This window comes from Paraburkholderia sp. BR10882 (assembly GCF_040948855.1).
Classification (GTDB): domain Bacteria; phylum Pseudomonadota; class Gammaproteobacteria; order Burkholderiales; family Burkholderiaceae; genus Paraburkholderia; species Paraburkholderia nodosa_A.
Window position 1 is genome coordinate 38,885 of the sequence record NZ_JBFPKP010000013.1, and the last position, 25,547, is coordinate 64,431.

The 25,547-nt window shown below is 65.9% G+C and carries 22 protein-coding genes; 12 read left to right on the plus strand and 10 right to left on the minus strand.

What is annotated here, in order from left to right:
* The first annotated feature begins 11 nt into the window (after positions 1-11).
* The 4 genes from AB3X99_RS27770 (at position 12) to glgX (ending at position 4,864) form a co-directional block, all read left to right on the plus strand.
* Positions 12-665, plus strand: a complete 654-nt coding sequence (locus tag AB3X99_RS27770) for an ABC transporter permease (RefSeq protein ID WP_342948981.1) — start codon at positions 12-14, stop codon at positions 663-665.
* A complete protein-coding gene (locus tag AB3X99_RS27775; protein WP_069265902.1) occupies positions 662-1,831 on the plus strand; it encodes a betaine/proline/choline family ABC transporter ATP-binding protein in 1,170 nt (389 codons plus the stop codon). The genes AB3X99_RS27770 and AB3X99_RS27775 overlap by 4 nt, the downstream gene beginning before the upstream one ends.
* Positions 1,832-2,135: 304 nt before the next feature.
* Entirely contained in the window at positions 2,136-2,459 is a 324-nt protein-coding gene (locus AB3X99_RS27780) for an antibiotic biosynthesis monooxygenase (protein ID WP_368618731.1), read from the plus strand.
* Positions 2,460-2,686: 227 nt separating this feature from the next.
* A complete protein-coding gene (gene glgX, locus AB3X99_RS27785) occupies positions 2,687-4,864 on the plus strand; it encodes a glycogen debranching protein GlgX (RefSeq protein WP_069265900.1) in 2,178 nt (725 codons plus the stop codon).
* Between the two features lie 101 nt (positions 4,865-4,965).
* On the opposite strand, the gene AB3X99_RS27790 is transcribed toward glgX, so the two are convergent.
* The 9 genes from AB3X99_RS27790 to AB3X99_RS27830 all read right to left on the minus strand — a co-directional run bounded on the left by AB3X99_RS27790 (position 4,966) and on the right by AB3X99_RS27830 (position 16,526).
* Positions 4,966-5,799 (minus strand): M55 family metallopeptidase, encoded by an 834-nt coding sequence (locus AB3X99_RS27790; protein ID WP_368602431.1) that lies wholly within the window; start codon positions 5,797-5,799, stop codon positions 4,966-4,968.
* Positions 5,796-6,872: a P1 family peptidase gene (locus tag AB3X99_RS27795; protein WP_368618732.1), complete on the minus strand. Its 1,077-nt coding sequence runs from the start codon at positions 6,870-6,872 to the stop codon at positions 5,796-5,798. The genes AB3X99_RS27790 and AB3X99_RS27795 overlap by 4 nt, the downstream gene beginning before the upstream one ends.
* Complete coding sequence (gene gsiD / locus AB3X99_RS27800) at positions 6,869-7,762, minus strand: glutathione ABC transporter permease GsiD (protein WP_368618733.1); 894 nt, start codon at positions 7,760-7,762, stop codon at positions 6,869-6,871. Before gsiD ends, AB3X99_RS27795 begins: the two co-directional genes overlap by 4 nt.
* A 7-nt stretch (positions 7,763-7,769) precedes the next feature.
* Positions 7,770-8,690, minus strand: a complete 921-nt coding sequence (gsiC, locus tag AB3X99_RS27805; protein WP_069265896.1) for a glutathione ABC transporter permease GsiC — start codon at positions 8,688-8,690, stop codon at positions 7,770-7,772.
* Between the two features lie 69 nt (positions 8,691-8,759).
* Entirely contained in the window at positions 8,760-10,304 is a 1,545-nt protein-coding gene (gsiB, locus tag AB3X99_RS27810; protein ID WP_069265895.1) for a glutathione ABC transporter substrate-binding protein GsiB, read from the minus strand.
* 87 nt (positions 10,305-10,391) lie between these two features.
* The gene (locus AB3X99_RS27815; RefSeq protein WP_368618810.1) at positions 10,392-12,293 is read right to left on the minus strand and encodes a dipeptide ABC transporter ATP-binding protein; all 1,902 of its coding nucleotides are present in this window, start codon (positions 12,291-12,293) and stop codon (positions 10,392-10,394) included.
* 49 nt (positions 12,294-12,342) lie between these two features.
* Positions 12,343-13,338, minus strand: a complete 996-nt coding sequence (locus tag AB3X99_RS27820; RefSeq protein WP_368618734.1) for an isoaspartyl peptidase/L-asparaginase family protein — start codon at positions 13,336-13,338, stop codon at positions 12,343-12,345.
* Positions 13,335-14,276 (minus strand): MurR/RpiR family transcriptional regulator, encoded by a 942-nt coding sequence (locus AB3X99_RS27825; protein WP_342948988.1) that lies wholly within the window; start codon positions 14,274-14,276, stop codon positions 13,335-13,337. The genes AB3X99_RS27820 and AB3X99_RS27825 overlap by 4 nt, the downstream gene beginning before the upstream one ends.
* A gap of 342 nt (positions 14,277-14,618) precedes the next feature.
* The gene (locus AB3X99_RS27830) at positions 14,619-16,526 is read right to left on the minus strand and encodes a PAS domain S-box protein (protein ID WP_368618735.1); all 1,908 of its coding nucleotides are present in this window, start codon (positions 16,524-16,526) and stop codon (positions 14,619-14,621) included.
* 459 nt (positions 16,527-16,985) lie between these two features.
* Here AB3X99_RS27830 and AB3X99_RS27835 point away from each other — a divergent pair, with 459 nt between their 5' ends.
* The 5 genes from AB3X99_RS27835 to AB3X99_RS27855 all read left to right on the plus strand — a co-directional run bounded on the left by AB3X99_RS27835 (position 16,986) and on the right by AB3X99_RS27855 (position 21,727).
* A complete protein-coding gene (locus AB3X99_RS27835; protein WP_368618736.1) occupies positions 16,986-17,198 on the plus strand; it encodes a hypothetical protein in 213 nt (70 codons plus the stop codon).
* Between the two features lie 20 nt (positions 17,199-17,218).
* On the plus strand, positions 17,219-19,171 hold the full coding sequence (locus AB3X99_RS27840) for a putative bifunctional diguanylate cyclase/phosphodiesterase (protein ID WP_368618737.1): 1,953 nt from the start codon (positions 17,219-17,221) through the stop codon (positions 19,169-19,171).
* A 43-nt stretch (positions 19,172-19,214) separates the two neighbouring features.
* Positions 19,215-20,084 (plus strand): flagellar motor stator protein MotA, encoded by an 870-nt coding sequence (gene motA, locus AB3X99_RS27845; RefSeq protein ID WP_069265888.1) that lies wholly within the window; start codon positions 19,215-19,217, stop codon positions 20,082-20,084.
* Positions 20,085-20,094: 10 nt separating this feature from the next.
* Positions 20,095-21,033, plus strand: coding sequence for a flagellar motor protein MotB (motB, locus tag AB3X99_RS27850; protein WP_368618738.1), 939 nt, complete (start codon positions 20,095-20,097; stop codon positions 21,031-21,033).
* Positions 21,034-21,268: 235 nt separating this feature from the next.
* On the plus strand, positions 21,269-21,727 hold the full coding sequence (locus AB3X99_RS27855) for a PRC-barrel domain-containing protein (RefSeq protein WP_256094804.1): 459 nt from the start codon (positions 21,269-21,271) through the stop codon (positions 21,725-21,727).
* Positions 21,728-21,804: 77 nt separating this feature from the next.
* Here AB3X99_RS27855 and AB3X99_RS27860 read toward each other — a convergent pair whose 3' ends face one another.
* Positions 21,805-22,161 (minus strand): hypothetical protein, encoded by a 357-nt coding sequence (locus AB3X99_RS27860; RefSeq protein ID WP_368618739.1) that lies wholly within the window; start codon positions 22,159-22,161, stop codon positions 21,805-21,807.
* A 166-nt stretch (positions 22,162-22,327) separates the two neighbouring features.
* On the opposite strand from AB3X99_RS27860, the gene AB3X99_RS27865 reads away from it, so the two are divergent.
* The 3 genes from AB3X99_RS27865 (at position 22,328) to AB3X99_RS27875 (ending at position 25,537) form a co-directional block, all read left to right on the plus strand.
* The gene (locus AB3X99_RS27865; RefSeq protein WP_368618740.1) at positions 22,328-23,179 is read left to right on the plus strand and encodes an intradiol ring-cleavage dioxygenase; all 852 of its coding nucleotides are present in this window, start codon (positions 22,328-22,330) and stop codon (positions 23,177-23,179) included.
* A 333-nt stretch (positions 23,180-23,512) separates the two neighbouring features.
* Positions 23,513-23,782, plus strand: coding sequence for a hypothetical protein (locus tag AB3X99_RS27870; RefSeq protein WP_368618741.1), 270 nt, complete (start codon positions 23,513-23,515; stop codon positions 23,780-23,782).
* 207 nt (positions 23,783-23,989) lie between these two features.
* Positions 23,990-25,537 carry a methyl-accepting chemotaxis protein gene (locus tag AB3X99_RS27875; protein WP_342948995.1) on the plus strand — a complete coding sequence of 516 codons (1,548 nt, stop codon included), beginning with the start codon at positions 23,990-23,992 and terminating at the stop codon, positions 25,535-25,537.
* The last annotated feature ends 10 nt before the right edge of the window (positions 25,538-25,547 follow it).

A 25,547-nucleotide genomic window follows, 5' to 3' on the forward strand; every position in this document is an offset into this window, starting at 1 on the left:
GGCCAGGCCCTATGAACGTATTCGACTATCTCGCTTCGAGCTGGCCCGAGCTGCTGCAACTCACGCTCCAGCACCTCTACCTCGTGGGCATCGCCGTGGGCTGCGCGATCATCGCGGGCGTGCCGCTCGGCGTGCTCATCAGCCGCCATGACTGGCTCGCCGCACCGCTGCTGGGACTGGCGACCATCATCCTCACGCTGCCCTCCATCGCGCTATTCGGCCTGATGATCCCGGTATTCTCGCGCTTCGGTCAGGGCATTGGCGCGGTGCCCGCCATTACGGCTGTGTTTCTCTACTCGCTGCTACCGATCATGCGCAACACCTACCTCGCGCTACGCAACGTGGATGTGGGCATCAAGGAAGCCGGCACCGGCATCGGCATGACGTCGTGGCAGCGGCTGCGTCTCGTCGATCTGCCGCTGGCCGTGCCCGTGATTCTTGCGGGCGTGCGCACGGCGGTCGTGATGAACATCGGCGTGATGACCATTGCCGCCGTGATCGGCGCGGGCGGCCTCGGCACGTTGATCATTCGCGCCATTGGCCAGAGCAGCATGATGAAGCTGCTCGTGGGCGCCGTGCTGGTGAGCGTGCTCGCGATCGTCGCCGACCTGTTGTTGCAGATGCTGCAGCGCGCTTTGACACCGAAAGGAGTACAGAAGACATGATCGAACTCGACCAACTGACGAAGACCTTCACGCAGAAAGACGGCCAGGCCGTGCGCGCCGTCGATTCGGTGAGCCTTTCGGTGGCCGAAGGCGAGATCTGCGTGTTCCTCGGCCCCTCGGGCTGCGGCAAGACCACCACGCTCAAGATGATCAACCGGCTGATCGAGCCGACCTCGGGCCGCGTGCTCATCAACGGCGAAGACACCACGGGCCTGAACGAAGTGGATCTGCGCCGCCGCATCGGCTATGTGATCCAGCAGATCGGCCTCTTTCCGAACATGACGATCGCGGAGAACATCACAGTCGTGCCGCGGCTGCTCGGCTGGGACAAGAAGCGCTGCGCCGAACGCGCGGCAGAGCTGATGTCGATGGTCGCGCTCGACCCGAAGCTGTATTTGAAGCGTTATCCGCGCGAGCTTTCGGGCGGTCAGCAGCAGCGTATCGGCGTGATTCGCGCGCTTGCTGCCGATCCGCCCGTGCTGCTCATGGACGAGCCGTTCGGCGCGGTCGATCCGATCAATCGCGAGGCCATCCAGAACGAGTTCTTCCAGATGCAGCGGCAACTGAAGAAGACCGTCATCATGGTGAGCCACGATATCGACGAGGCGATCAAGCTGGGCGACCGCATCGCGGTCTTCCGGCGCGGCAGGCTCGTGCAATACGACCACCCCGATACGCTGCTCGCGCGCCCGCATGACGACTTCGTCGCGCAGTTCGTGGGTCAGGACAGCACACTCAAGCGCCTGTTGCTCGTGAAGGCCGGCGACGCCGCCACGCAACCCGAAACGGCGCGCGCCGAAACGCCGCTCTCGCACGCGTTCGCCGCGATGGACGAAAGCGATTCTCGCTATCTCACCGTGCTCGACGACGCGCAGCACGCGCTCGGCTTCGTGGCGCGCCGCGCCGCGCGCGGGGTCGAAGGCGTCTGCGGCGATCGCATCACGCCCTTCCCGGCTACGGTTTCTGTCGACGACAACCTGCGCATCGTGCTCTCCAAGATGTACCAGTTCCGCGCCTCGTGGATGCCGGTGCTCGACGCCGACGGCGCCTACGTGGGCGAGATCACACAGGATTCGATCGCCGACTATCTCAGCTCGGGCCGCTCGCGGCAGCAGACCGGACAGCCGCCGAGCGCGGCGGTGCGTCCGGCGGCCGCGATCGCGTGAGCGGCGGGTCAGGCTCAGCCCTAAATCCCGGCGGCTAGTCAAGAAGCACCTCTACGACAACGCGAAGATACGTTATGGGGAAGCCGAAGCGCCATCATCGAAGGCATCGCGTTGCAAACCAATATCCTCGCGCTGAACGCGGCGGCGCTGGCACCGTACAAGTGTTCCGTGTTGGCTGAGGCCGACGGACCGACGCGGCGCGAGCGCCTTCGCGGCCTCTTATAATCGGATCTCGAAGCGGCGGCGGGCGCAGTCACCCGCCGCCTTGCCTATCGATTTTTCGTACGCGAAGAGGAACGCCGCAATGTACATCGCCATGAATCGCTTCAAGGTCGCGCCGGGCTCCGAGGCCGCATTCGAGGAAGTCTGGGCCACGCGCGACACGCACTTGAAGCAAGTGCCCGGCTTCATCGAATTTCATCTGCTCAAAGGCCCGCAGCGCGAAGACCACGTGCTCTACGCGAGCCACACGATCTGGGCGAGCCACGCGCACTTCGAAGACTGGACGCGTTCCGACGCCTTTCGCGCGGCGCATCGAAACGCGGGCAATGCGGGAGGGGCAAACAGTCCGGTCTATTTGAGCCATCCCGAGTTCGAAGGCTTCGAAGTCGTGCAAACCGTGAAGTAGGCGCTGCACGCGAAGTCTGGGTCGACATCGGTAAATCTGGGCACGCGCTGCGCCAAAGCTACACGCGCGCAGCGCGCACCACCGCGGTGCCCCGTGTATCCGGCCCCTCTCTTCTCGTCTATCCGCTGCGCTGCGGGCCCTGGGCCCAAACCTTGCTTGCCACAAGCCCGCCCTCGCGCGCAACGGCATTGGTGGCGCGCGCCATCGCGTCCCCAACCGACGAGCCCATGAAGAAAAAAACCGCCACCCGTATCGTAGAAGGACAGCCGTTCCCGCTCGGCGCCACCTGGAACGGCCGCGGCGTGAACTTCGCGCTCTTCTCCGCGAACGCTGCCAAGGTCGAGTTGTGTCTCTTCGACAAGAGCGGCCTGCGCGAACTCGAACGCATCGAGTTGCCCGAATACACCGACGAGGTGTGGCACGTCTATCTGCCCGACCTCGCACCGGGCGCCATCTACGGCTATCGCGTGCACGGGCCCTACGAGCCGCAGGCGGGCCATCGCTTCAATCCGCACAAGCTGTTGCTCGATCCGTATGCGAAGGCGCACGTGGGCGCGCTGCGCTGGCATCCCGCCGTGTTCGGCTACACGATCGGGAGCCCCGACGGCGATCTCTCGTTCGACACGCGAGACAGCGCGCGTTATGTGCCGCGCTGCCGCGTGGTCGATCAGGGCTTCACATGGCACCACCCGATGCGCGAACGTGTGCCGCGCGAGCGCACGATCATCTACGAAACGCATGTGCGCGGCTTCACGATCCGCCATCCCGACGTGCCGCACGAAGAGCGCGGCACCTTCGCCGGGCTCGCGCAGACGCCGGTGCTCGAATATATCCGCGGGCTCGGCGTGACATCCGTGGAGTTGCTGCCCATCCACACCTTCGTGAATGACTCGCACCTGCTCGAACGCGGTCTCACGAACTACTGGGGCTACAACACCATCGGCTTCTTCGCGCCGGACCCGCGGTACTCGGTGGGCGCGCACGGCTCGATCGACGAGTTCAAGAACATGGTGGACCGCCTGCACCAGGCGGGTCTCGAAGTGATACTCGACGTGGTCTACAACCACACCGCTGAAGGCAGCGAACTCGGTCCGACGCTCTCGTTTCGAGGCATCGACAATGCTTCGTACTACCGGCTACCCGAAGACCGGCGCTACTACATCAACGACACAGGCACGGGCAATACGCTCAACCTCTCGCACCCGCGCGTGCTGCAGATGGTCACGGACAGCCTGCGCTACTGGGTGCTCGAAATGGGCGTGGACGGCTTTCGCTTCGACCTCGCGACGATCCTCGGGCGCGAGCCCTATGGCTTCGACGAAGGCGGCGGCTTTCTCGACAGCTGCCGCCAGGACCCGATTCTCGCGAGCGTGAAGCTGATTGCCGAGCCGTGGGACTGCGGGCCGGGCGGCTACCAGGTGGGTGGCTTCCCGCCCGGCTGGATGGAATGGAACGACCGCTTTCGCGACACCGCGCGCGCCTGGTGGAAAGGCGACGAGGGCAAGGCGCCCGAACTCGCCACGCGCCTGTGCGCTTCGGGCGACAGCTTCAACCGGCGCGGACGGCGGCCATGGTCGAGCGTGAACTTCGTCACTGCGCACGACGGCTTCACGCTGAACGATCTCGTTTCGTACAACGACCGTCACAACGAAGCCAACGGCGAAGAGAACCGCGACGGCCACGGCGACAATCTCTCGTGGAACTGCGGCGCGGAAGGCCCGACCGATGACCCCGAGATCCGCGCGCTGCGCGAGCGCCAGAAGCGCAACTTCCTCGCCACGCTGCTGCTCTCGCAGGGCACGCCGATGCTGCTCGCGGGCGACGAGTTCGGTCGCACGCAGCGAGGCAACAACAACGCGTACTGCCAGGACAACGACGTGAGCTGGGTGGACTGGGACGGCATCGACGACACGGGCCGCGCGCTCGCCGACTTCGTGCGCAAGCTCACCGCGCTGCGCCATGCGCTGCCGGTGCTGCGACGCAACCGGTTTCTCATCGGCGAGCACAACGCGACGCTCGACGTCACCGACGTCGAATGGCTCTCGCCCGCAGGCGTACCGCTCGCTCAGGAGCAGTGGGACGATGCGGCCATGCGTTGCTTCGGCATGCTGATCGATGGACGATCGCAAACGAGTGGCATCATGCGCCTCGCCTCGGATGCGACCATGCTCATCGTGTTCAACGCCTATCACGACGTGGTGGATTTCACGCTTCCTTCGGTGCCGGGCAACGACCAGTGGAACTGCCTCATCGACACGAACATGCCCGTGCGCGACGAACTGCCCGAATTCGAAGCGGGCGATATCTACCAGGTGACGGGCCGTTCGCTGCTGCTGTTCGCGCTGCATGCGCGTGGCGCGACACAGCGGGTATTCGACCGGCTGGAGGAAGACCTGACGGGTTGAACGGCAGGCTTTTGGCGGATTGGCGGCGAGGCCGCCAGTCCGTTTTGTTGGGCGTGACGGGGCTGACAGTTAGTTGCACAATACCGAGACCAGCGGCCGCCTCATCGCAGCACCGCCGACATCGCCGACAAGCTATTGAGCGTGCGCACGAGAAACTCGGCGGTTGGCGCCCCAAACCGGATCACGCAGCCCGCCGCGCGCTCGACACCCGGCCACTGCGCAAAGAGATCCGCCAGCGCAGTCGTCTGCGTGTGCAGTTCGCACGTGCGCATACGCGGCGCCGCACACGCGCGGTCCCACCATTCGCCGTCGCGTGCGATCTGCCCGGCGGCTTCGCGCGCCGCGTCGCGAACCCGTTCGCGGCTCGCGGCGGGCGTCAACAGATCGCCGCTCGCGTGGCCGCGGGCGCGCTTCACCACGACGAACTTCGCATCGGGAAAAGCGGGCCGCGTTTCGTCTTCGAATACATCGTCACCGCTGAGCAGCGCCACGCGTGCGCCGTATTCCTGCGCGAGCGCGCCATACAGCCCCGCCTCGCCCGTCGCCACGCCGTCCACGAGCACGCGCGCGAACGCAAAGCTGTTGATGGTGTGCGCAAGCATGCCGCGGCTTTGCGCCATGGCGTGATAGCCGATCATGAAAACAAGCGCGGGCCGGTGCTCGAGCCCCGCCATCATGCCAAGCGTGCGCGGCTTGCCGAGTATCACGCGTGCGCGCGCGTCGATCTCGTCGAGCAGCAGGTTGTTGAAACCGCCATGCGAGTCGTTGACCCACACTTCGCTCGCGCCGCCCGAGAATGCGCCTTCCACGGCCGCGTTCGCCTCGAGCGTCATCCAGCGGCGGGCCTGTTCGTACTCGGCGTTTCCCGCGCGCGTTTGCTGAACGTTGAAGACGCCGCCTATGCCTTCGATATCGACCGAAATGAGTACCTTCACGCGTGCACTCCGCCTGAACGAAGATCGGCGAGATCGGGCGCCGCTTCGCGCAGCGCGAGACGCACGTGGCCATCGCGGCCCTGCACAGTGCGTGCGCTCCACAAGGCGTCGAGAATCGCCTGCTCGACGCAATCGGCGCCTGCCTGAAACAGCGGATCGAGTTGCGAGTCGGCGAGCAAGGGCGGCAACGCGTGGGTCGATGCGTCGTGCGCCAATGTGTACGCGGTGCTGAACGCCATGGCGATATCGCCGCTGCCGTGTCCATAGACGGACCCCGTGCGCGCAAGACCTGCTGCCGCGCGCAGCGCAACGCGTCGAAGCTGCCGCGCGTCGAGCGGCGCGTCCGTGGCGATCAGCATGATGATCGAGCCCTTCTCGGGCTCCTGCGTCGCGTGGTTCGACGCCGCGCGCGCAGCAAGCTCGCGCCCCACGGGCACACCGTCTATCGTCAGCATCGGCAAGCGGCCGAAGTTCGCCAGCACGAGCGCGCCCACGGTGTACTGCACGCCCGCCGCCTGCACCACGCGCGACGCCGTGCCGATGCCGCCTTTCAGATCGAAGCTCGACATGCCGCGCCCCGCGCCTACGCTGCCGCGTGCGAAGTCGGCGCTCGCGGCGGCGCAGGCCGCGAGATAGTGTTCCTCATGAACGGCCAGCGCCTGAATGTCGTTCAGGTAACCGTCGTTGCACTCGAACACGAGCGGATTGACGGTCGGCAGGCCGCGCCCGATTTGCGGATTCGCCGCGACCGCCGCGCGAACCTGCGCCTGTGCGAGCGTGCCCACCGCAAACGTGTTGCTCAGCGCAACCGGCGTTTCGAGCACGCCCAACGCTTCGAGCTGCATGAGCCCGATGCTCTTGCCGAATCCGTTGATCACACAAGCGCTCGCCGGCACCTTCTCGCGAAAGAGGTCGCCTGCATGCGGCAGCAGCACGGTCACGCCGGTTTGCACGTCGCCCGCGTCGAGCGTGCAGTGCCCGACGCGCACACCGCTGACGTCGGCAATCGTTCCCGTTGCGCCGCTCGCCAGTGTGCCGATATGCGGCGCAGTATCTCCACGATCGATGCTCATGCGCGGTCCAGCTTCGGGTCGAGTGCGTCGCGCAAGCCGTCACCCAGCAGATTGAACGCGAGCACGGTGAGGAAGATGGCGAGGCTCGGGAACAGCGCGATATGCGGCGCCGTCACCATATCGGCGCGCGCCTCGTTGAGCATGGCGCCCCACTCCGGCGTGGGCGGCTGCGCGCCGAGGCCGATGAACGACAGGCTCGCGGCCGTGATGATCGACGTGCCGATACGCATGGTCAGATACACGATCACGGACGACACGGTGCCCGGCAGGATATGCCGCATGATGATCGTCCAGTCCGACGCGCCAATGCTGCGCGCGGCCTCCACATACGTGAGATGCTTGAGCATGAGCGTATTGCCGCGCACGAGCCGCGCGAACGCCGGAATGCTGAACACCGCCACCGCGCAGACCACGTTGATCATGCCGTTGCCGAGGATCGCCACCACGCCGATGGCGAGCAGAATGCCTGGGAATGCGAACAGCACGTCGGCTACACGCATGGTGATGCGATCCCACCAGCCTTCATAGTAACCCGCGAGCAAGCCGAAGAAGGTGCCGACTACAGCCCCCAGCGCCACCGAAAGAAAACCCGACGCGAGCGAAATGCGCGTGCCCGCGAGAATGCGGCTGAAAATATCGCGGCCCAGCGCGTCCACGCCGAACCAGTGGGCCGCCGAGGGACCCGCGTTGAGCGAGTCGTAATCGAAGTAATTTTCCGGGTCGTAAGGCACGAGATGCGGTGCGAACACCGCGATCACCACCAGCAGCAGCACGAACGCGCCCGCGCCGAGCGCGACGTGCTGCTTGCGGAACTTGCGCCAGAATTCGCGCCACGGCGTGCGGATCGCTTCGTCCTCTGCGCGTACGGCTTCGTTTAGGGTCGTGCTCATGGCGGGCTCACCTGAATCGAATGGTCGGATTGATGACCGCGTACAACACGTCCACGATCAGATTGATGACGATGAACTCGAGCGAGAACAACAGCACTTCGGCCTGAATCACGGGGTAATCGCGCATCGCAACGGAATCGACGAGCAGCCGCCCGAGGCCCGGCCAGTTGAACACCACCTCCACGACGATCGAGCCGCCCAGCAGGAAGCCGAACTGCAGGCCCATCATCGTGACCACGGGAATCATCGCGTTGCGCAGGCAATGCCTGATCACCACCCATTGTTCGGCGACGCCCTTCGCGCGCGCCGTGCGAACGAAGTCCTCGTTGAGCACCTCGACGAAAGAAGCCCGCGTGAAGCGCGCCATCACCGCCGCCACGGCCGCGCCGAGCGTGACCGACGGCAGCACGTAGCTGCGCCACGAACCGTCGCTCACCACGGGCAGCCAGCCCAGGTGCACCGAGAACAGCTCCATGAGCGCCATGCCGAGCGCGAAAGCCGGAAACGAAATGCCCGATACCGCGAGCGCCATGCCGATGCGATCGGGCCAGCGATTGCGCCACACGGCCGAGACGATGCCGATCGCCATGCCGAACACCACGGCCCAGACCATGCTGGTGAGCGTGAGCAGCAGCGTGGGCATGAAACGCTCGCCGATTTCGGTGACGACGGGGCGCTTGCTGCGCATCGAAACACCGAAATCGCCGTGAGCGATGCGCACGAAGAAGTGGAGGAACTGCTGCGGCAGCGGCTGGTCAAGGCCGAGATCGGCGCGCACGAGCGCAACCGTGGCGTCGTCCGCTTCGGGACCCGCTGCGAGGCGCGCCGGGTCGCCCGGCAGCAGGTGCACGAACAGGAACACGAGGACCGCGACGATCAGGAGCGTCGGCAGCAGACCCAGCGAGCGTTTGACAATGAAATTCAGCATGAGCGCGTTACTGCATCGGGGCGTGCGCGCCGCGCCGGACACTAGCGATCCGGCGCGGCGCGCAACGCATTAGCGAATCGAGATCTCGTCGAAGTTGAACGAGCCGTCCGGCGCCACATACGCGCCGGCCAGGCGCTTGCTGCGGGCGTACACGACCTTCTCCTTCACGAGGAATACCCACGGGGCGTCGGCCCAGATGCGCTTTTGCGCGTCGGTGTAGAGCGCCGTCTTTTGCGCGCGGTCCGTCGTTTCGAGCGCCTTCGCGAGGTCCTCATCGACCGCCGGGTTCTTGTAGTACGCCGTGTTCATGAGCTTGGGCGGCCACGATGCCGAAGCGAGCAGCGGCGAGATGCCCCAGTCCGCCTCACCCGTGGACGATGACCAGCCGATGTAATACATGCGCACGCCGGCCGTTGCCGGGTCCTGCGCGCTTTCCACGCGCGCGACCGCCGTGCCCGTTTCAAGCGCTTCGACGTTCGCCTTCACGCCCACTTGCGCGAGCTGTTGCTGCACGAACTGAATCGCCTTTTGCGCGGTCGAGTTGTTATACGCCGACCACAGCGTCGTTTCGAAGCCGTTCGGGTAACCGGCCTGCTTGAGCAGTTCGCGCGCCTTGGCCGGATCGTACGGCCAGGGGCCGAGCTTGATCGAGTAGTCCACGCCTTGTGGCAGTACGCCGTCCGAAGGCAGCGCGTAGCCCCCGAATGCCACCTTCGCCAGCGCGTCCTTGTTGATCGCGTAGTTCAGCGCCTGGCGCACGAGCGGGTTGTCGAACGGTTTCTTCGCGGTGTTCAGGCTGATGTAGCGCTGGATGATCGAGGGGGTGGCGATCAGATCCACCTTCGGGTTCGACTGGAACGCGCTCGCCTGCTCGAACGGAATGCGGAAGGCAAAGTCCGCTTCGCCGGTGCGCATGAGCGCCGCGCGCGTGTTGTTGTCGGCCACCGGCTTCCAGTCGATCTCGTCGATCTTCGGGTAGCCCTTCTTCCAGTAGCCGTCGAACTTGTGCACGACGAGGTCGCCGGCCGGGTCCCACTTCACGAACGCGAACGGGCCCGTGCCCACCGGATGCAGGCCGATGTCCTTGCCCCACTTCTTCATGGCCGCCGGCGAAATCATCACCGCCGACGGGTGCGCGAGCACGTTCACGAACGCCGAGAACGGCGCGTTCAGCGTGACCTTTACCGTGTACGGATCGACCGCTTCGGTCTTCGCGATGCGGCGGAACATGTTGTAGCGCTTCAGGTGATTCGCCGGGTCCGTCACACGGTCGAAGTTCGCCTTCACAGCCGCCGCGTTGAAGTCGGTGCCGTCCTGGAACTTCACGCCTTCGCGCAGCTTGAAGGTGTAGACGAGACCGTCGCCGCTGACTTCATAGCTCGTGGCGAGCACGTTGGTGAGCTTGAGGTCCTTGTCGAAACCGAACAGGCCCTGGTAGAACGACTTCGAAACCGCCTGCGAAAGCGTATCGTTGGCGTCGTACGGGTCGAGCGTCGAGAAGGTCGAATCGACGGCCATCACCGCGCGCTGTTCGGCGGCATGTACGGCAGTCGCGCCGGCGATCAGCGCGAGTGCGAGCGCGCTGCCCTTCATCCATGTTTTGACTTCTTTCATCAATCAGGTCTCCATAGCAATGAATCTTGACGACTCGGCGAAATATTCCAGCTAAACAGTGAACGATTGCGTGGCATGCGGGCGTGTTCAGTACGCGCCGCCCACCCGATGCTTTGCAACGAAGTGGCCGGGGCCGACCGACACGAGCGGCAGGACCTGCGGCTCGTCGCCGGGTGCGCGAATCGGGCTCGGCAGTTCGTCGGCGGCGAGCACGCGCTTCGCGTGGCGGCGCGCCGGATCGGCGATCGGCACCGCGCCCATGAGCTTCCTTGTATAGGCGTGCTGCGGGTTCTCGAACACGGCGCGGCGCGGGCCGATCTCGACGATCTGCCCCAGGTACATCACCGCGACGCGATGGCTCACGCGTTCCACCACGGCCATATCGTGCGAGATGAAGAGATACGCCACACCAAGCTCCTGCTGCAGGTCGAGCATCAGGTTGACGATCTGCGCCTGCACGGAAACGTCGAGCGCCGACACCGATTCGTCGGCGATCACGACTTTCGGGTTCATCGACAGCGCTCGTGCGATGGCAATGCGCTGACGCTGGCCGCCCGAGAATTCGTGCGGATAGCGGCCCGCCGCCGACTTCGGCAAGCCCACGCGATCGAGCAGCCATTCCACGCGGGCCTGCGCCTCTGCGCCCTTCGCGATGCCGTGCACGAGCAATGGCTCCATGATCGAGAAGCCCACCGTGAGGCGCGGGTTGAGCGAGGCGAACGGGTCCTGAAAAATGAACTGGATATCGCGGCGCAACGTCTGTAGCGCGGGGCCCGTGAGGGTGCTGATATTCCGGCCGCCGAATTCGATCGTGCCGCTCTGGCTCTCGACGAGCCGCAGCAGCGAGCGGCCCGTGGTCGATTTACCGCAACCGGACTCGCCCACCAGCGCGAGCGTTTCGCCGGCGTGAAGATCGAAGCTGACTTTTTCGACCGCATGCACGCGGCCCGTGACCTTGCCGAACAATCCGCTGCGCACGGGAAAGCGCGTGACGAGGTCGCGCACGCGCAGGACCGGCGGCGCGTTCGTTTCTGGCGCGTTCGCCGGAGGGTTCGACGTGGCGACCGGGCGCGCCGCTTCGCTCATCGACAGCAGCGGGAACTTCTCCGGCAAGTCCGTGCCCTGCATTGCGCCAAGCCTCGGCACCGCGGCGAGCAACGCCTGCGTGTAACGGTGCGAAGGCGCGGCGAACAGCGCATCGGATGCGCCCTCTTCCACCTTTTCCCCGCGATACATCACGAGAATGCGGTCCGCCACTTCGGCGACCACGCCCATGTCGTGCGTGATGAAGACCACGCCCATATCCATCTCGTCCTGCAGGCCGCGAATGAGTTGCAGGATCTGCGCCTGGATCGTCACGTCGAGTGCCGTGGTCGGTTCGTCGGCAATCAGGAGCGCGGGCTTGCACGAAAGCGCCATCGCAATCATCACGCGCTGGCGCATGCCGCCCGAAAGCTGATGCGGGAAGCGGTCCATCACGCGGCGCGCCTCGGGAATGCGCACGAGGTCGAGCAGGCGCAGCGTTTCGGCGCGCGCCTGCGCGGCGTTCATCTGCTGATGCAACGCGATCGCCTCGCTGATCTGGTTGCCCACCGTGAACACCGGGTTCAGCGAAGTCATCGGCTCCTGAAAGATCATCGCGATGTCCGCGCCGCGCACCGAGCGCATGGTCGAGCTACTCGCACGCGTGAGATCGAGCACGCTGCCGTTGCGACGGCGCAGGTCGATGCTGCCGCCCGTAATGCGACCGCCGCCGTGCTCGGCGAGCCGCATCAGCGAAAGCGATGTGACCGACTTGCCCGAACCCGATTCGCCGACGATGGCGAGCGTCTCGCCCCGGTCGACGTGGAACGACAGATTGCGCACGGCTTCGAACGCGCCCGCGCCGCGCCTGAACGACACGCTGAGATCGCGGACGTCGATCACGCGATTCGGCGGCAGCGCGGCCTTTTCGCTGACCGGCGCGATATCAGGACGGTTCGATGACATCTGCACGATGAGGATTCCTTCGTTTGGTGCGCAAAAAAGGATGCGCCGCTTAAGCGTAGATCGACGCAACGGGCGCTTCGCCCACGCGCGCGTAGCCGCGGTACATGCCTTCGGTATTGAACGGCAGGACCACGTTGCCTTGTGCATCCACGGCGATCAGGCCGCCGCGGCCGTCGATGCGCGGCAACTGCACCATCACGACATTCGTGGCTGCTTCGGAGAGCGAAACACCGCGATATTTCATTTGCGCCGCCACGTCGTAGGCCGCGACCATGCGCATGAACATTTCGCCCGATCCCGTGGTGGACACCGCACAGGTGGCGTCGTCGGCATAGCAGCCCGCACCGATCAGCGGCGCGTCGCCCACGCGGCCCACCTGCTTGTTCGTAATGCCGCCCGTCGAAGTCGCCGCCGCGACGTGGCCGTGCGCGTCGAGCGCCACCGCGCCCACCGTGCCGAACTTGCGGTTCGGGTCGATCGGCTCGTGCGGCAGGCTGTCCGCCGATGCGTTTGCAGCTGCCTTTGCTTCGAGCGTTGCCCCGTCGTGATCGAGCATCGCGCGCGCTTCACCGCGGGCGAGTTGCCACTGGCGGTAGCGCGCATCGGTGTGGAAGTAGGAAGAATCGACAAATTCGAGGCCCTGGGCCGCTGCAAACGCTTCCGCGCCTTCGCCCGTGAACAGCACGTGTTCGCTCTGCTCCAGCACGCGGCGCGCCGCCAGCACCGGATTGCGCACGCGCGTGACGCAGCACACGGCGCCCGCTTCGAGCGTACGGCCGTCCATGATCGAGGCGTCGAGTTCATGCGTGCCCGCGGACGTGAACACCGCGCCGTGGCCCGCATTGAATAGCGGACAGTCTTCGAGCAGGCGCACCGCTTCTTCGACGGCGTCGAGCGCGCTGCCGCCTTCCGAGAGGATGCGCTGGCCAGCCGCGAGAATGCCGCTCAGCGCGTCGAGATACTGGGTTTCGACTTCGGGCGCCATCGATGCGCGCAGGATCGTGCCGGCGCCGCCGTGAATGGCAATGACTGCGTTCGATTTCATGACTTCTTTTTCGTTGGGGAAGACGGAGCGGCTGGCGCGACAGACGCCTGCGCCGGGGCCGAAGTGAGCCACGGCAGCACCGATTCGGTGATGGCCGCCGCAGCGACGACGGAATCCTTCGCGCGCAACGCCACGGCGTCGCAAAGCGCTTCGATGACGGCCAGCACCGCGGCTTCCGAGTTCGCCGCAAGGCGACGTTCGGAACGGATCGGCAGCGTGAGATCGGCGAAGCGCGCGAGCGGCGAGTCGATGCTGTCGGTGAGCGCGAGCACGCGCGCGCCCAGCTTCGCGGCGTGGCGCGAGAGCTTGATCGTGTCGTCCACGTAGCGCGGAAACGCGATGCCGATCACCAGATCGTCCTTGTTCGCGCCGAGCAGCCTGCGCGCCGAATGCGTGGGGCCGCCGACCGAGGCGAGCGCCTGCACGTTGTCGAGATACGGCAGCAGGGCGTTCTCCATGAGTCCGGCGAGAAACGCGCTCGTGCCCGAGCCGATTATGTAGACGCGGCGCGCAGAGAGAATCGCGTCCACGGCTGCGGCAGCCGCTGCGCTGTCGATCGACTGGCGCGACAAACGCAGGTTCGACTCGGCCTGCTCCAGCGAGGCGCCGAATAGCTCGGCGCCGCTGGTCGGCGATTCCTGCGCGCTGCGCAGCCGCTCGACCGGCGCGAGCGTGGCCTCGAAGCCGCGCACGAGAGCCTCCCGAAACTGCGGATAGCCGTCGAACCCGAGCGAGCGCGCAAAGCGGTTGGCCGTGGCCACCGAAGCGCCCACCGCGTCCGCCAGTTCGTCGATGCGCATGGTCGCGGCATGGAACAGGTTTGCGAGCACATACTCGGCCATGCGCCGGTGGCCCGGTGTGAGAACGGGCATCGCGGCAGTGATGCGCGCGACGATCTCGGCTTCGGGCGTGTCGGGAGTTGACGGTCGGGTTGGCATACGTGAACGGGAGTCGGGACGCTGAGGGGAACGGCACGTGCCGTAAATGAAATTACATGGGCGGATCTTAGTGAAAATTAATTTTCATCGCGCCCGGGGTTTACCCTATTCGAGCAAAGCGCGGGAGAAATTGGCTTGATCGGGCGCAACGAGGAGCGAAGCTGCGCGCGTCGAACACGTTGCTGGAACCTGGAACGAGAAGCCGGCAGGGGCGGATGCCGGAAAGCATTTCGCCCGCAGGCGAGATAAGGCGCGGCTACGCGTGGAGAGTGGCGCCGCACTTGCCGACAACCAGACGCTAGCGGCAATCGAATCAGTCACATGAGAACGGAGCGTGCAGCTTCACGACGCCACCATCGCTTCAGCGCACGGCGCCAACCGCCACGTGTTGCGCCCCGCGCGCTTCGCTTCGTACATGGCCGCATCGGCGAGACACAGCGCATCGTCGGCCAGCGCCCTGTTCCCGGCTTCGGTCGAGAGCATCGCGCTCGTTGCATCCACCACACCGGCCGCGCCTGTCACGCCCGTCAGCACGACGCCCACGCTCGCGCTCGTCTCGATCACGCGGCCCGCGACGATGAACGCCTTCGACACTTCACGGCAAATGGCCGCCGCGATGCGCTCGCCGGTGCGCGCGTCGCACACGCCGCGGCTCGCCACCACGAATTCGTCGCCGCCCAGGCGGCTCACCACGTCGCCCGTGCGCACGGTGGCGACGAGCCTGCGCGCGACCTCCCTGAGCAAAGCGTCGCCCACGTCGTGGCCGTAACGGTCGTTGATGGACTTGAAGCCGTCCATGTCCATGAAGAAGAGTGCGAAGGGCTCACCGCTCGTGCGCAGTTCGCGCAGCGTCTCCTGCAGCGCGCGCCGGTTCGCGAGCCCCGTGAGCGGGTCGATCAGCGCGCCCTCCCGCAGGCGTTGCTCGGTACGGCGCTGCTCGGTCACGTCGTGCGCCATCACGTAAAAGCCCGTCACCTTGCCTTCGCGCTTGGCCGGAATGTAGGTGGCCGACCACACGCGGTCGGCATCGGCCCGATACCGCACCTCGTCGCAGGTCACGCGTTCACCGGCCAGCGCGCGCGCAAAGAGCGGCTGCAACTGCTCGAACACTTCGGGGCGCAACGTCTCGCTCAGGCTGCGTCCGCGCAGCGCCGCCGGCTCCGCGCCGAAAACGCGCTTGAACGTCTCGTTGTTGAACTGGTAGCACAGATCGCGATCGACCACGGCGATGAGCGCCGGCACGTTGTCGGTGATGGTCTGCAGCGCGTCGCGGCTGCGCCGCAGCTCTCCCGTGCGTTCGCGCACGCGCTCCTCGAGCTCGACGTGATAGTTGCGCAATGCCTCTTCGCTCTTCTTGCGGCTCGTAATGTCCTGCACCGCCGCGATGAAATGCAGCGGCGTGCCCGACACGTCGCGCACGAGCGACACCGCGAGATTGACCCGCACAGCCTGGCCGTCGCGCCGCAGATAGCGCTTTTCGATCGCATACGTGGCCTGGCGGCCCGCGAGCAGCTCGGCCACTTGCGCGAGATCGGCAGCGATGTCGGCCGGGTGCGTGACCGAGGCGAACGTGCGGCGGCGCAGTTCGCTCTCCTCGTAGCCGATGATCTCCGAGAACTTCTGGTTCACGTCGAGAAAACGGCCGTCGAGATCGACCACGGCCTTGCCGATCGGCGTTTGCTGGAACACGGTCCGAAAGCGCGCCTCGCTGATGGCGAGCGAACGGCGGTCGCGCTCGTGCGCCGTGCGCGAGCGGTTCAACTGCCGGCGCAATTCCAGTTCGCGCTCGACGAGATGCGCGAAATCCGCGAGCATGGCGGCCTGGGCCGCGTCGAACGTGCGCGGCTTTTCGTCGATCAGGCACAGTGTGCCGACCACCTGGCCGTCGGCGAGGCACAGCGGCGAACCTGCATAGAAGCGGATGTTCGGCGCGCCCGTGACGAGCGGATTGTCGAGAAAGCGCTCGTCGTCGAGCGCGTCTTCCACCACGAGCATGCGCTTGCTCAGCACGGCGTGCGCGCAGAACGACACGCTGCGCGGCGTTTCACACGCGGCCAGCCCGTGGTGCGACTTGAACCATTGGCGGTCTTCGTCCACGAGCGAGATCAGCACGATCGGCATGTCGAACGCGAAGGCGGCGAGCCGCGAGATGCGATCGAACGCCTCTTCGGGATCGGTGTCGAGTATGTCGAGTTGCCGCAGCGCCCGAAGGCGGACGTCCTCATCCAGAGGAAGCGGAGCAGTGATCATCGTGTGGGGGGCCCGGCAGGACGGATACGGTTTGCGTGGCGCTTTCCGCACCGGCGCGCCTCACCTGGGTTTACGGCCGGATCAAGCGAAAACTGAAGCGCGGGAATGCCCACACAGCGCCTATCGCGCCAGCCTTGCGCGCCAGGCATTTCCCTTATGCAGGAATCGCAATATAAGCGCACGAACGTTCGGTATACGCGTGGTCGCGCAATCATCGAGCGACACGGCCGTCACACCCGCGCTGCTCGCGTAGCCCGGCCCAACGGACGTTGCGCACTTTCTGCATGAAATGTCACAGCGGTCTAATTACTTCGATATCCGAATTACAGGCGGTTTTTAACCCGGTTCGTTAACGCGTTGCGAAATCGATCAAGCCCTCAAAAAAAACTTGTCTGGCGACTTCAGCAACGCTTTTTCAAGGCCGTAAAAAGGGCAAAGCTCCACCCTTCCGGTGTCACCATGAGAACCCTCGCGCAAACCCTGCGACTGAAACAGACTACCCGCATCGCCAACGCAGCGCGTATTGCCGCCGGCCGCGGCGCCGGCGCGCGCATGAGCGCCGCGCCGCGTGCGCGCCGCGCGCCGTCACGCAGCGCTCATGAGCAGACCGGCACGTCGTGTCACTACGCCGTGCGCCGCCTCGCGGCGCAGGTGCGCACACGCAGAATCTAATGCCACACGGACATCGAGACATGAGACAGGAAACCGTGGCGGCCATGCCCGGTCCCGCCGCTGCCTTGAATCCCTCAGCGGCGCTTCCCTGGTTAGTGCGTGCGCGCGCAACGTTGCGCGCCTCGATCCGCGCACGCACGAAGTTTTTCATCGGCCTGTTCTTTGCATTGTTCGCCACGCAAACCACACTGCTTGCGAGCCAGTTGATCGCGTTTGGCCACGCCTTCGAACGCGTGGATACGAGCTGGCACGATGAAAGCGCCGGGCAGGAAACCGAAGCACCACCGAGGCAAGCCGTCTCCGCCGCGCCGCGCGAACTCGCGGTCGAGCGGCTGCACAACCAGGTCCAGCGCGGCATCCTGCGCGTGCATCACACACTCGAAGCCGCCTTCGCGATCGCGCTCGCCACGCTCGCCTTTGGCCTCGTTCTGCTGCACTACCTCGAGCGTACGCTGCTGCGTCCGCTGCATACCTTGACCGATTCGCTCGTGCGCCTCGCGCACGGCGAAGACATGCGCGCATTGCCCGACATGAACCGCACCGACGAGATCGGCGCGATGGCGCATGCCTTCGATACGTTGTGCGAGAAGTCCCGCGAGCTGCATCTCGCCCACGAAGCCACGCGCGCCGCCGAGGCCCATGCCCAGGCGCTGGCGCGCCACGACCCGCTCACGGGCCTGCCCAACCGGCGTCTGCTCGCGGCGGAGATGAGCGCGGCGCTGGAGCGCACGCAGCACCGCTCGCCCGATTACCTCGTGTTCGTGATCGACCTCGACCGCTTCAAGCCCGTGAATGACTTTCACGGTCACGCCGCGGGCGACACGGTACTGTGCGAGATTGCCGCGCGTCTGCGTCGCGTGGTGCGTGACGGCGACACCGTTGCGCGCCTGGGCGGCGACGAGTTCGCCGTGCTCGCCCGCGTGCACCGCGACGACCACATCGAGGCCGCGAGCGAGCTGGCGCAGCGCCTGCTTGCCGCCACACGCTCGCCCATCGACATCGGCAAGCTGCGCATCAACGTGGACGCGAGCATCGGCATCGCATGCTGCCCGCGCGACGGCGGCGACCCGGACGCGCTGCTGCGCGCCGCCGATATCGCCATGTACCGCGCCAAATGCGAAGGCAAGGGCACGTACCGCTTCTTCGAGCAGAAGATGGACGACGAGCTGCGCCTGCAGGCCTCGCTCGAATCGGACCTGCGACGCGCGCTCGCGGGCGGCGAAATCCGGCCGTTCTACCAGCCGCTCGTGCGCCTCGCCGACGGGCAGACCACCGGCTTCGAGATTCTCGCGCGCTGGCATCACGAGCAGCGCGGCTGGATCTCGCCCGAGGTGTTCGTGCCGCTCATCGAGCAGATGGGCATTTCGCCCGCGTTCACGGCTTCGATCCTGCGGCGCGCGTGCCGCGACGCGCTGGGCTGGCCCTCGCGCTACCACCTCGCGCTCAATCTCTCGCCCGCGCAGTTCAAGGACACGCAACTCGCGGCGCTGCTGCTCAGGATCCTCGCCGACGAGGGCATGCCGCCCGAGCGCATGGAGATCGAGATCACCGAATCGGCGCTGATGTACGACTTCGACGCGGCGCGCGCCGTGCTCGCGGACTTCCGCAACGCGGGGCTGCGCATGTCGCTCGACGACTTCGGCACCGGCTATTCGAGCCTGCAGCACCTGCGCGAGCTGAAGGTGGACAAGCTGAAGATCGACCGCTCCTTCGTGCTCTCGATGTCCTCGTGCAACGAGAGCGTCAAGATCGTCGACGCGATCATCGCGCTCTCCTCGAACCTGGGCATGAGCACCGTGGCCGAGGGCGTGGAGACCGCGGAACTCGCGCGCACGCTGGCGGCGAAGGGCTGCGACTACGCGCAGGGCTATTTCTTCGGCAAGGCGATGGCGGCGCGTGAAATCGACGCTTTGCTCAACGTGGATCGTGCGGCGAACGAGGCGCGGCCCAAGCGTCTCGTCGAGCCGGCCTGACCAGATTGACCCGTAGTACTTTGAGAAAGAAAAGGTAGACATCATGTTTGTAGCAATTGGCTGGATCGTCGTGCTCGGATCGGTGATCGGGAGCTTCGTGGGCGTGGGGGGACACCTGCCCGCGCTCGTTCAACCGTTCGAACTCCTGTGCATTTTCGGCGCGGCGCTGGGCGCGTTCGTGGTGAGCAACCCCACCGCCACGCTCGGCAAGACGCTCAAGGCGCTGCCCACCTGCTTCAAGGGCGGCGGCTACACGAAGGCGCAATACCTGGAGCTGATCGCCCTCCTCTACGAGCTGCTGCAAAAGGCGCGCAAGGAAGGCATGATGGCGCTCGAAGCCGACATCGAAGCGCCCGAGAACAGCCCGATTTTCCAGAAGTACGCACGCGTGCTCGACGACCATCATCTGCTCGACTTCATCGTCGACTATCTGCGCATGATGTCGAGCGGCAACGTCAATCCCATGGAAATGCAGGACCTCATGGACGAAGAACTCGACACGCATCACTCGGAGGTGTCGATAGCGCCCAACGCCATCCAGAAGATGGCCGACGGCCTGCCCGCCTTCGGCATCGTGGCCGCCGTGATGGGCGTGGTGCATACGATGGGCTCGGTCGGCAAGCCGCCGGCCGTGCTCGGCGAGATGATCGCGGGCGCGCTCGTGGGCACGTTCCTCGGCATTCTGCTCGCCTATGGCTTCGTCGGTCCGATCGCCGACCTGCTCAACGCCAAGGGCCGCGCCGCCAGCAAGCCGTTTCAGTGCGTGAAGGCCGTGCTGCTCGCGTCGCTCGCCGGCTACGCGCCGCCCGTGGCCGTGGAATTCGGCCGCAAGGTGCTGTTCACCGCCGACCGCCCGAGCTTCCAGGAGCTCGACGAAGCGGTGCGCGCCACCAGGACGCCGAAGGCCGCTTAGGAGTCCAGAGATGGCCGAACGTACTCCAGGCTCGCGCGCCGCGCGCGACACCGAGAGCAGCAAGACCACGCTGGTGGTGCGCCGCGTGAAGAAAGGCGGCCACGAGGGTCACCATGGCGGCGCATGGAAGATCGCCTACGCCGACTTCGTGACCGCGATGATGGCGTTTTTCCTCTTGATGTGGCTGCTTGGGTCGACGTCGCAGTACGACCGCGACGGCATCGAGAAGTATTTCAACACGCCGCTTTCGGCCATGCTCGGCAGCAAGCCCGACGCCGCGAACTCCAACCCGAGCGTGGTGCAAGGCGGCGGCCGTGACCTGTCGAGCAAGACGCCGGCCGTGGGCGGCTCGAACGCGCAGCCCACGCCGTCGCACGCCGTACCCGTGGAAGCGGTCGACAAGTCGCGCCTTTCGCAGCTCAAGGAAAAACTCTCGGCGCTCATCGAGCGCAGGCCGGAGCTGCGCGCGTACCGCGACCAGATCCGCATGTCGATCACGGACGAAGGCCTGCGCATCGAGCTGGTCGATTCGCTCAAACGCCCCATGTTCGCGACCGGCAGCGCCAGGCTCGAGGACTACGCGTACGAGATCCTCGTGCAGATCGGCAGCGCGCTGAACGACGTGGACAGCGGCGTGTCGATCGCGGGGCACACCGACTCGGTGCCCTACTCGGGCGGCCTGGCCGGCTACTCGAACTGGGAGCTTTCGAGCGAGCGCGCCAACGCCGCGCGCCGCGCACTGGTGGCCGGCCACCTGAGCGAGGAGAAACTGCTCCAGGTACGCGGCCTCGCGGACGTCCTGCCGCTCGACCACGACACGGCGGACAGCCCGCTGAACCGGCGCATCAGCATTCTGGTGATGAACAAGGCCGCCGAACGCGCGTTCTTCGAGCAGGCCAAACGCTACGACGTGGACACCCCGCAAAAGGCGGCCGCGCCGGCTTCGTAAGGCATCGACGGCGCGACCCGCAGTGGGTCTCCAGAGCGGGTCTCCAGACAGGCAGGAACGCCCCCGATGCGCCTCGCGCCGGCGCATCGAATCGAGGGGCGGGACCGCGGTACGCCGCTTGCTGCATCTCGCGACAGGCGGCCAGAACCGCCGCGGCATCGCCTGCCGCCTGATACGGGAATCGTCGGGAGTCTGGCCGGACTCAACATTGTTCCCTTCATATCTGGAGACCAGCATGCCCACCTTCATTCCTCCGCCCATGCCAACCGGCAATGGCGTGCGCATCGTCGGCAAGGGCCGCGTGAGCGCCGCGGGGCCGGGCCCCGACGTGATGGCCGCCAGCACGCTCGACAGCGACCGCGTGCTGAGCTCGGACGGCCAGGAAGTCGGCAAGATCAAGGAAATCATGCTCGACGTGCAGAGCGGCCGCGTAGCCTACGTGGTGATGTCGAGCGGCGGCTTTCTCGGCATCGGCGACAAGCTGCTCGCCATCCCCTGGAGCGCGCTCATGCTCGACACGAGCCGCAAGTGCTTCCTGCTCAACGTCTCGTCCGAGCGCGTGAAGGAAGCGCCGGGCTTCGACCGGGACAGCTGGCCCTCCATGGCCGACGCGAGCTGGGGCAGCACGCTGCACGCGTACTACGGCGCCGAGCCTTACTGGGCCGCGGTCGAGCCGGTGACGCCGCGTCACTGAGCGTAGTCGTCCAGCACACGGCTCCGAGCGGGTAAGCTGGCGTTCGGAGCCGCGCATCGCATCGAGCGCGCCGGCGTTCAGCGCGGCGTGGTCCCGGTGTTCGCGGCGATTGGCGGTGCCTCGCGGGGCTCGGCCGCCTCCAGCGCCCACGTGTTCACCGTGCGCCGCATCGGGCAGGCAATCACCGTGGCCACGCGGCTCGCCTGCGACGCCTCCGGCACGCTCCAGCCGTCCTCCGCCAGCGCCCGCGCGCGCTGCCTGAACGCGATCTGCAAGGCATCCAACTTCACCGACACCTCGTTCTGCCAAGTCGCCGGGACGCGAACCGGCCGGATGCGCCGCAGCACGGCATGGTCCTCCTCGAAAATGCGCAGATTGCGAGCGCGAAAGCGTCCATCGAACAGCGGATTGCACAGGGAACTGCGGCCCATCATGAAGGGGGCACGGCTGATCGAATCGGCTCATTGGACCAGATTTTGGTTCCCGATGGCGACAGGCGCACAATACGCGCTGTTACAGCACGACGTCGATGTCACTGCGATCAGAGAACACGAGGCAACACCAGGTAACGCCTGGCAACCCTACAGGTAACCCCGAACCATGACCCAGTTCTTCAGCGAAGCCGCCTCCGCCGAGGCCGTCAACGCGCGTATCGGCGAAAACGCCGACGAGCGTCTGCGCGAGGTGATGAGCGCGCTCGTGCGCCATCTGCACGCATTCGCGAAAGAAGTGCAGCTCACGCAGCCGGAATGGGAAACCGCCATCGACTTCCTCACTACGGCGGGCCAGCTCTGCAGCGCCGAGCGCCAGGAGTTCATCCTGCTCTCGGACACACTAGGGTTTTCCATGCTCGTGGACGCCATCAACAACCGCCGCCCGGACGCAGCCACCGAAAACACCGTGTTCGGCCCGTTCCACGTGGCCGGCGCGCCCGAGCGCGAGATGGGCGCGTGCATCACCGCCGACGGCAAGGGCGAGCGCTGCCTGTTCGAAGGCCGCGTGCTCGATCTCGAAGGCCGTCCGGTGGAGGGCGCGCGCATCGACGTGTGGTCCGACAACGCCGACGGCTACTACGACGTGCAGCAGCCCGGCGTGCAGCCCAGGTGGAACAACCGTGGCATCTTCACGACCGGCGCGGACGGCGCCTATCGCTTCGTCGGCATCAAGCCGGTCTCGTACCCGATCCCACACGACGGCCCGGTGGGCAAGATGCTCGCAAACCTCGGCCGCCACCCGTACCGTCCCGCGCACATGCATTTCCTCATCACCGCGCCGGGCTTCCAGAAGGTCGTCACGCATACCTTCGTGGGCGACGATCCCTACCTGCAGTCGGACGCTGTGTTCGGCGTGAAAGCATCGCTCGTCGCGCCGTACGAGCGGGTGGCAGACAGCGCCACGCCCTGGCGCTCCACGTTCGACTTCGTGCTCATGCCGCTCGCGGCGCCCGCCTGATCCGGCAATGCGGCGAACTGGACGCGATATCGCGCCTTGCTCGCCGCATTGTCCGCCGCTCCCGGGTCATAGACTGGTCTCGCAGTCGAACGAACAACCGGGAACACCTTTGGGGGCGGCGATGCGGGTCACGAACTGGATTCTGGTGCTGGAATGCGCGTATATGGAGTTTTCCAGCTGGCGCGGCAAGAACGTGTATCGCCGTACCGTGGCATACGACAGCGTGGTGTGGTGCTAACCCCTTCCGCAACCCGCTAGCCATCGACGCAACGGCATTCCTCTACTACAGTCGAAGACTTTACCGTCATCACTGCTGGAATCGAGGATTCGAAGATGTTTTTCCCCGCCGTTGCCACCGCCGCCCTGCTGATCGTCGTGTATGTCCACGCGAACATTCCGCGCTTCACCGAGCGCGGCCCGAAGCGCCTCATCGCCCACGCCACGCTGTTGCTGGCCGGCCTGTGCTTCGGCGTGGTCGGCGCGATGATGTCCGGCACGATCGCGCCGCCGTGGGCGGTGATTGCTTGTGGCATGGGCGTCGTGCATTTGCCGGCGCTCTGCGTGCTCGTGCTCAAGCGCCTGAGGCATTCGGGGCGCAGCTAAAATGCCGTGCCCAGGCGCCTCACTGGCTTGCAATTTTCCCCGATTGACTGGGGAAAACCACCATTGCGCAAGAGGTCCAGCGGGCTCCCGCGCCGACCTTCAGTTCCCTCGCCCAGCGCCGTAAACATGTTCAGTGCTTTGCCGTCTCACGCGCAAAGCACGATCGTTTTTCTGCTACGTAGCCCCTCGCGTTCTGGAGCCCTCTTCGTGTTTGCACGACTCTCTATCTCTGTCCGTCTGCGCATCGCGGTCGGAGTGCTGGCCTTGCTGATCGTGGCAGCCGGCGTTTCCGGCCTTGCGGGCATGTCGCGCACCAATACGGCGCTCGGCTATGCCTATTCGAACCAGTTGGTCGCCGCCATCAACATCGGCAAGGCCAACCTGAATCTGACGATCGCGCGCACGACGCTCGACCGCATCCTCCTGCACCCCGACGCGCCCGACATTCAGCCGTTGCTCGACAAGGCGCAGAACTATGTCGACACCTCGAACAAGGCTTGGGAGGTCTACCGCTCGCTGCCGCACGCTCCCGAAGAGCAGGCGCTCGCCGACGGCGTTCAAGCCGCCCTCACCGGCATGCTGGAGCAAGGCATCCAGCCGCTCATGGCCGCGATCAAGCAAGGCGACCGCCAGGCTCAGGATGACATCGCGATGAAGCAGATTCCGCCGCTCTCGGTCGCGCTCACCAAGGCCTCGACCGCGCTCGAGGCATGGCAGAAGGCGCACGGCGAGCAGGCGTTCGACCGCGCGCAGGACCGCTATTCATGGCTGCGGGCCGGCAGCCTCGCGCTGATCGTGCTCGGACTCGCGGTGGCGGGCGTATGCGCCGCGGGACTGCACCGTGCGATCGCCGCGCCGCTCGAGAACGTGCAGGGCGCGCTCCAGCGCATCGCGGACGGCGACCTGACCGCCAACCTCGAAACGCGTTCCAGCGACGAAATGGGCCGCCTCGTGGCGAGCCTCAAGGCCATGCAGGACGCGCTCGCGCACACGGTGCGCAAGGTCAGCCACAGCTCCGAGTCCATTTCCACGGCGACGCGGCAGATCGCCGCCGGCAACGACGACCTCTCGCAGCGCACCGAAGAACAGGCGGCCTCGCTGCAGGAAACGGCCGCGAGCATGGAGCAGCTCACCGCCACGGTCAAGCAGAACGCCGAAAACGCGCGTACCGCGCAGACGCTCGCCAACAGCGCGCAGGAAGTCGCCGATCGCGGCTCGCAAGTCGTGAGCAACGCTGTGCAGACGATGGAGCGCATCGACGGCAGCTCGCAGAAGATTGCCGATATCACCGGCATCATCGAAGGCATTGCTTTCCAGACCAATATCCTCGCGCTCAACGCGGCGGTGGAAGCCGCGCGCGCGGGCGAACAGGGCCGCGGCTTCGCCGTGGTCGCGAGCGAGGTGCGCTCGCTTGCACAGCGTTCGGCGGCGGCCGCCAAAGAGATCAAGACGCTGATCGCCGAATCGGTCGAGCACGTGTCGTCGGGTTCGGAATATGTGCGCTCGGCCGGCGAGACGATGAACGAGATCGGCGAGTCCATTGGCCGCGTGACGACCATCATGCACGAGATCGCGAACGCGTCCGAAGAGCAGCGCGACGGCATCGAGCAAGTGAATCTCGCGGTCTCGCAGATGGACCAGGTCTCACAGCAGAACGCGGCGCTCGTGGAAGAAGCGGCCGCGGCCGCGATGGCGCTCAGCGAGCAGGCCGACTCGCTGCGCGACGCCGTTGGTGCGTTCAGGCTCGCGCACTGAGCGCAGCGCA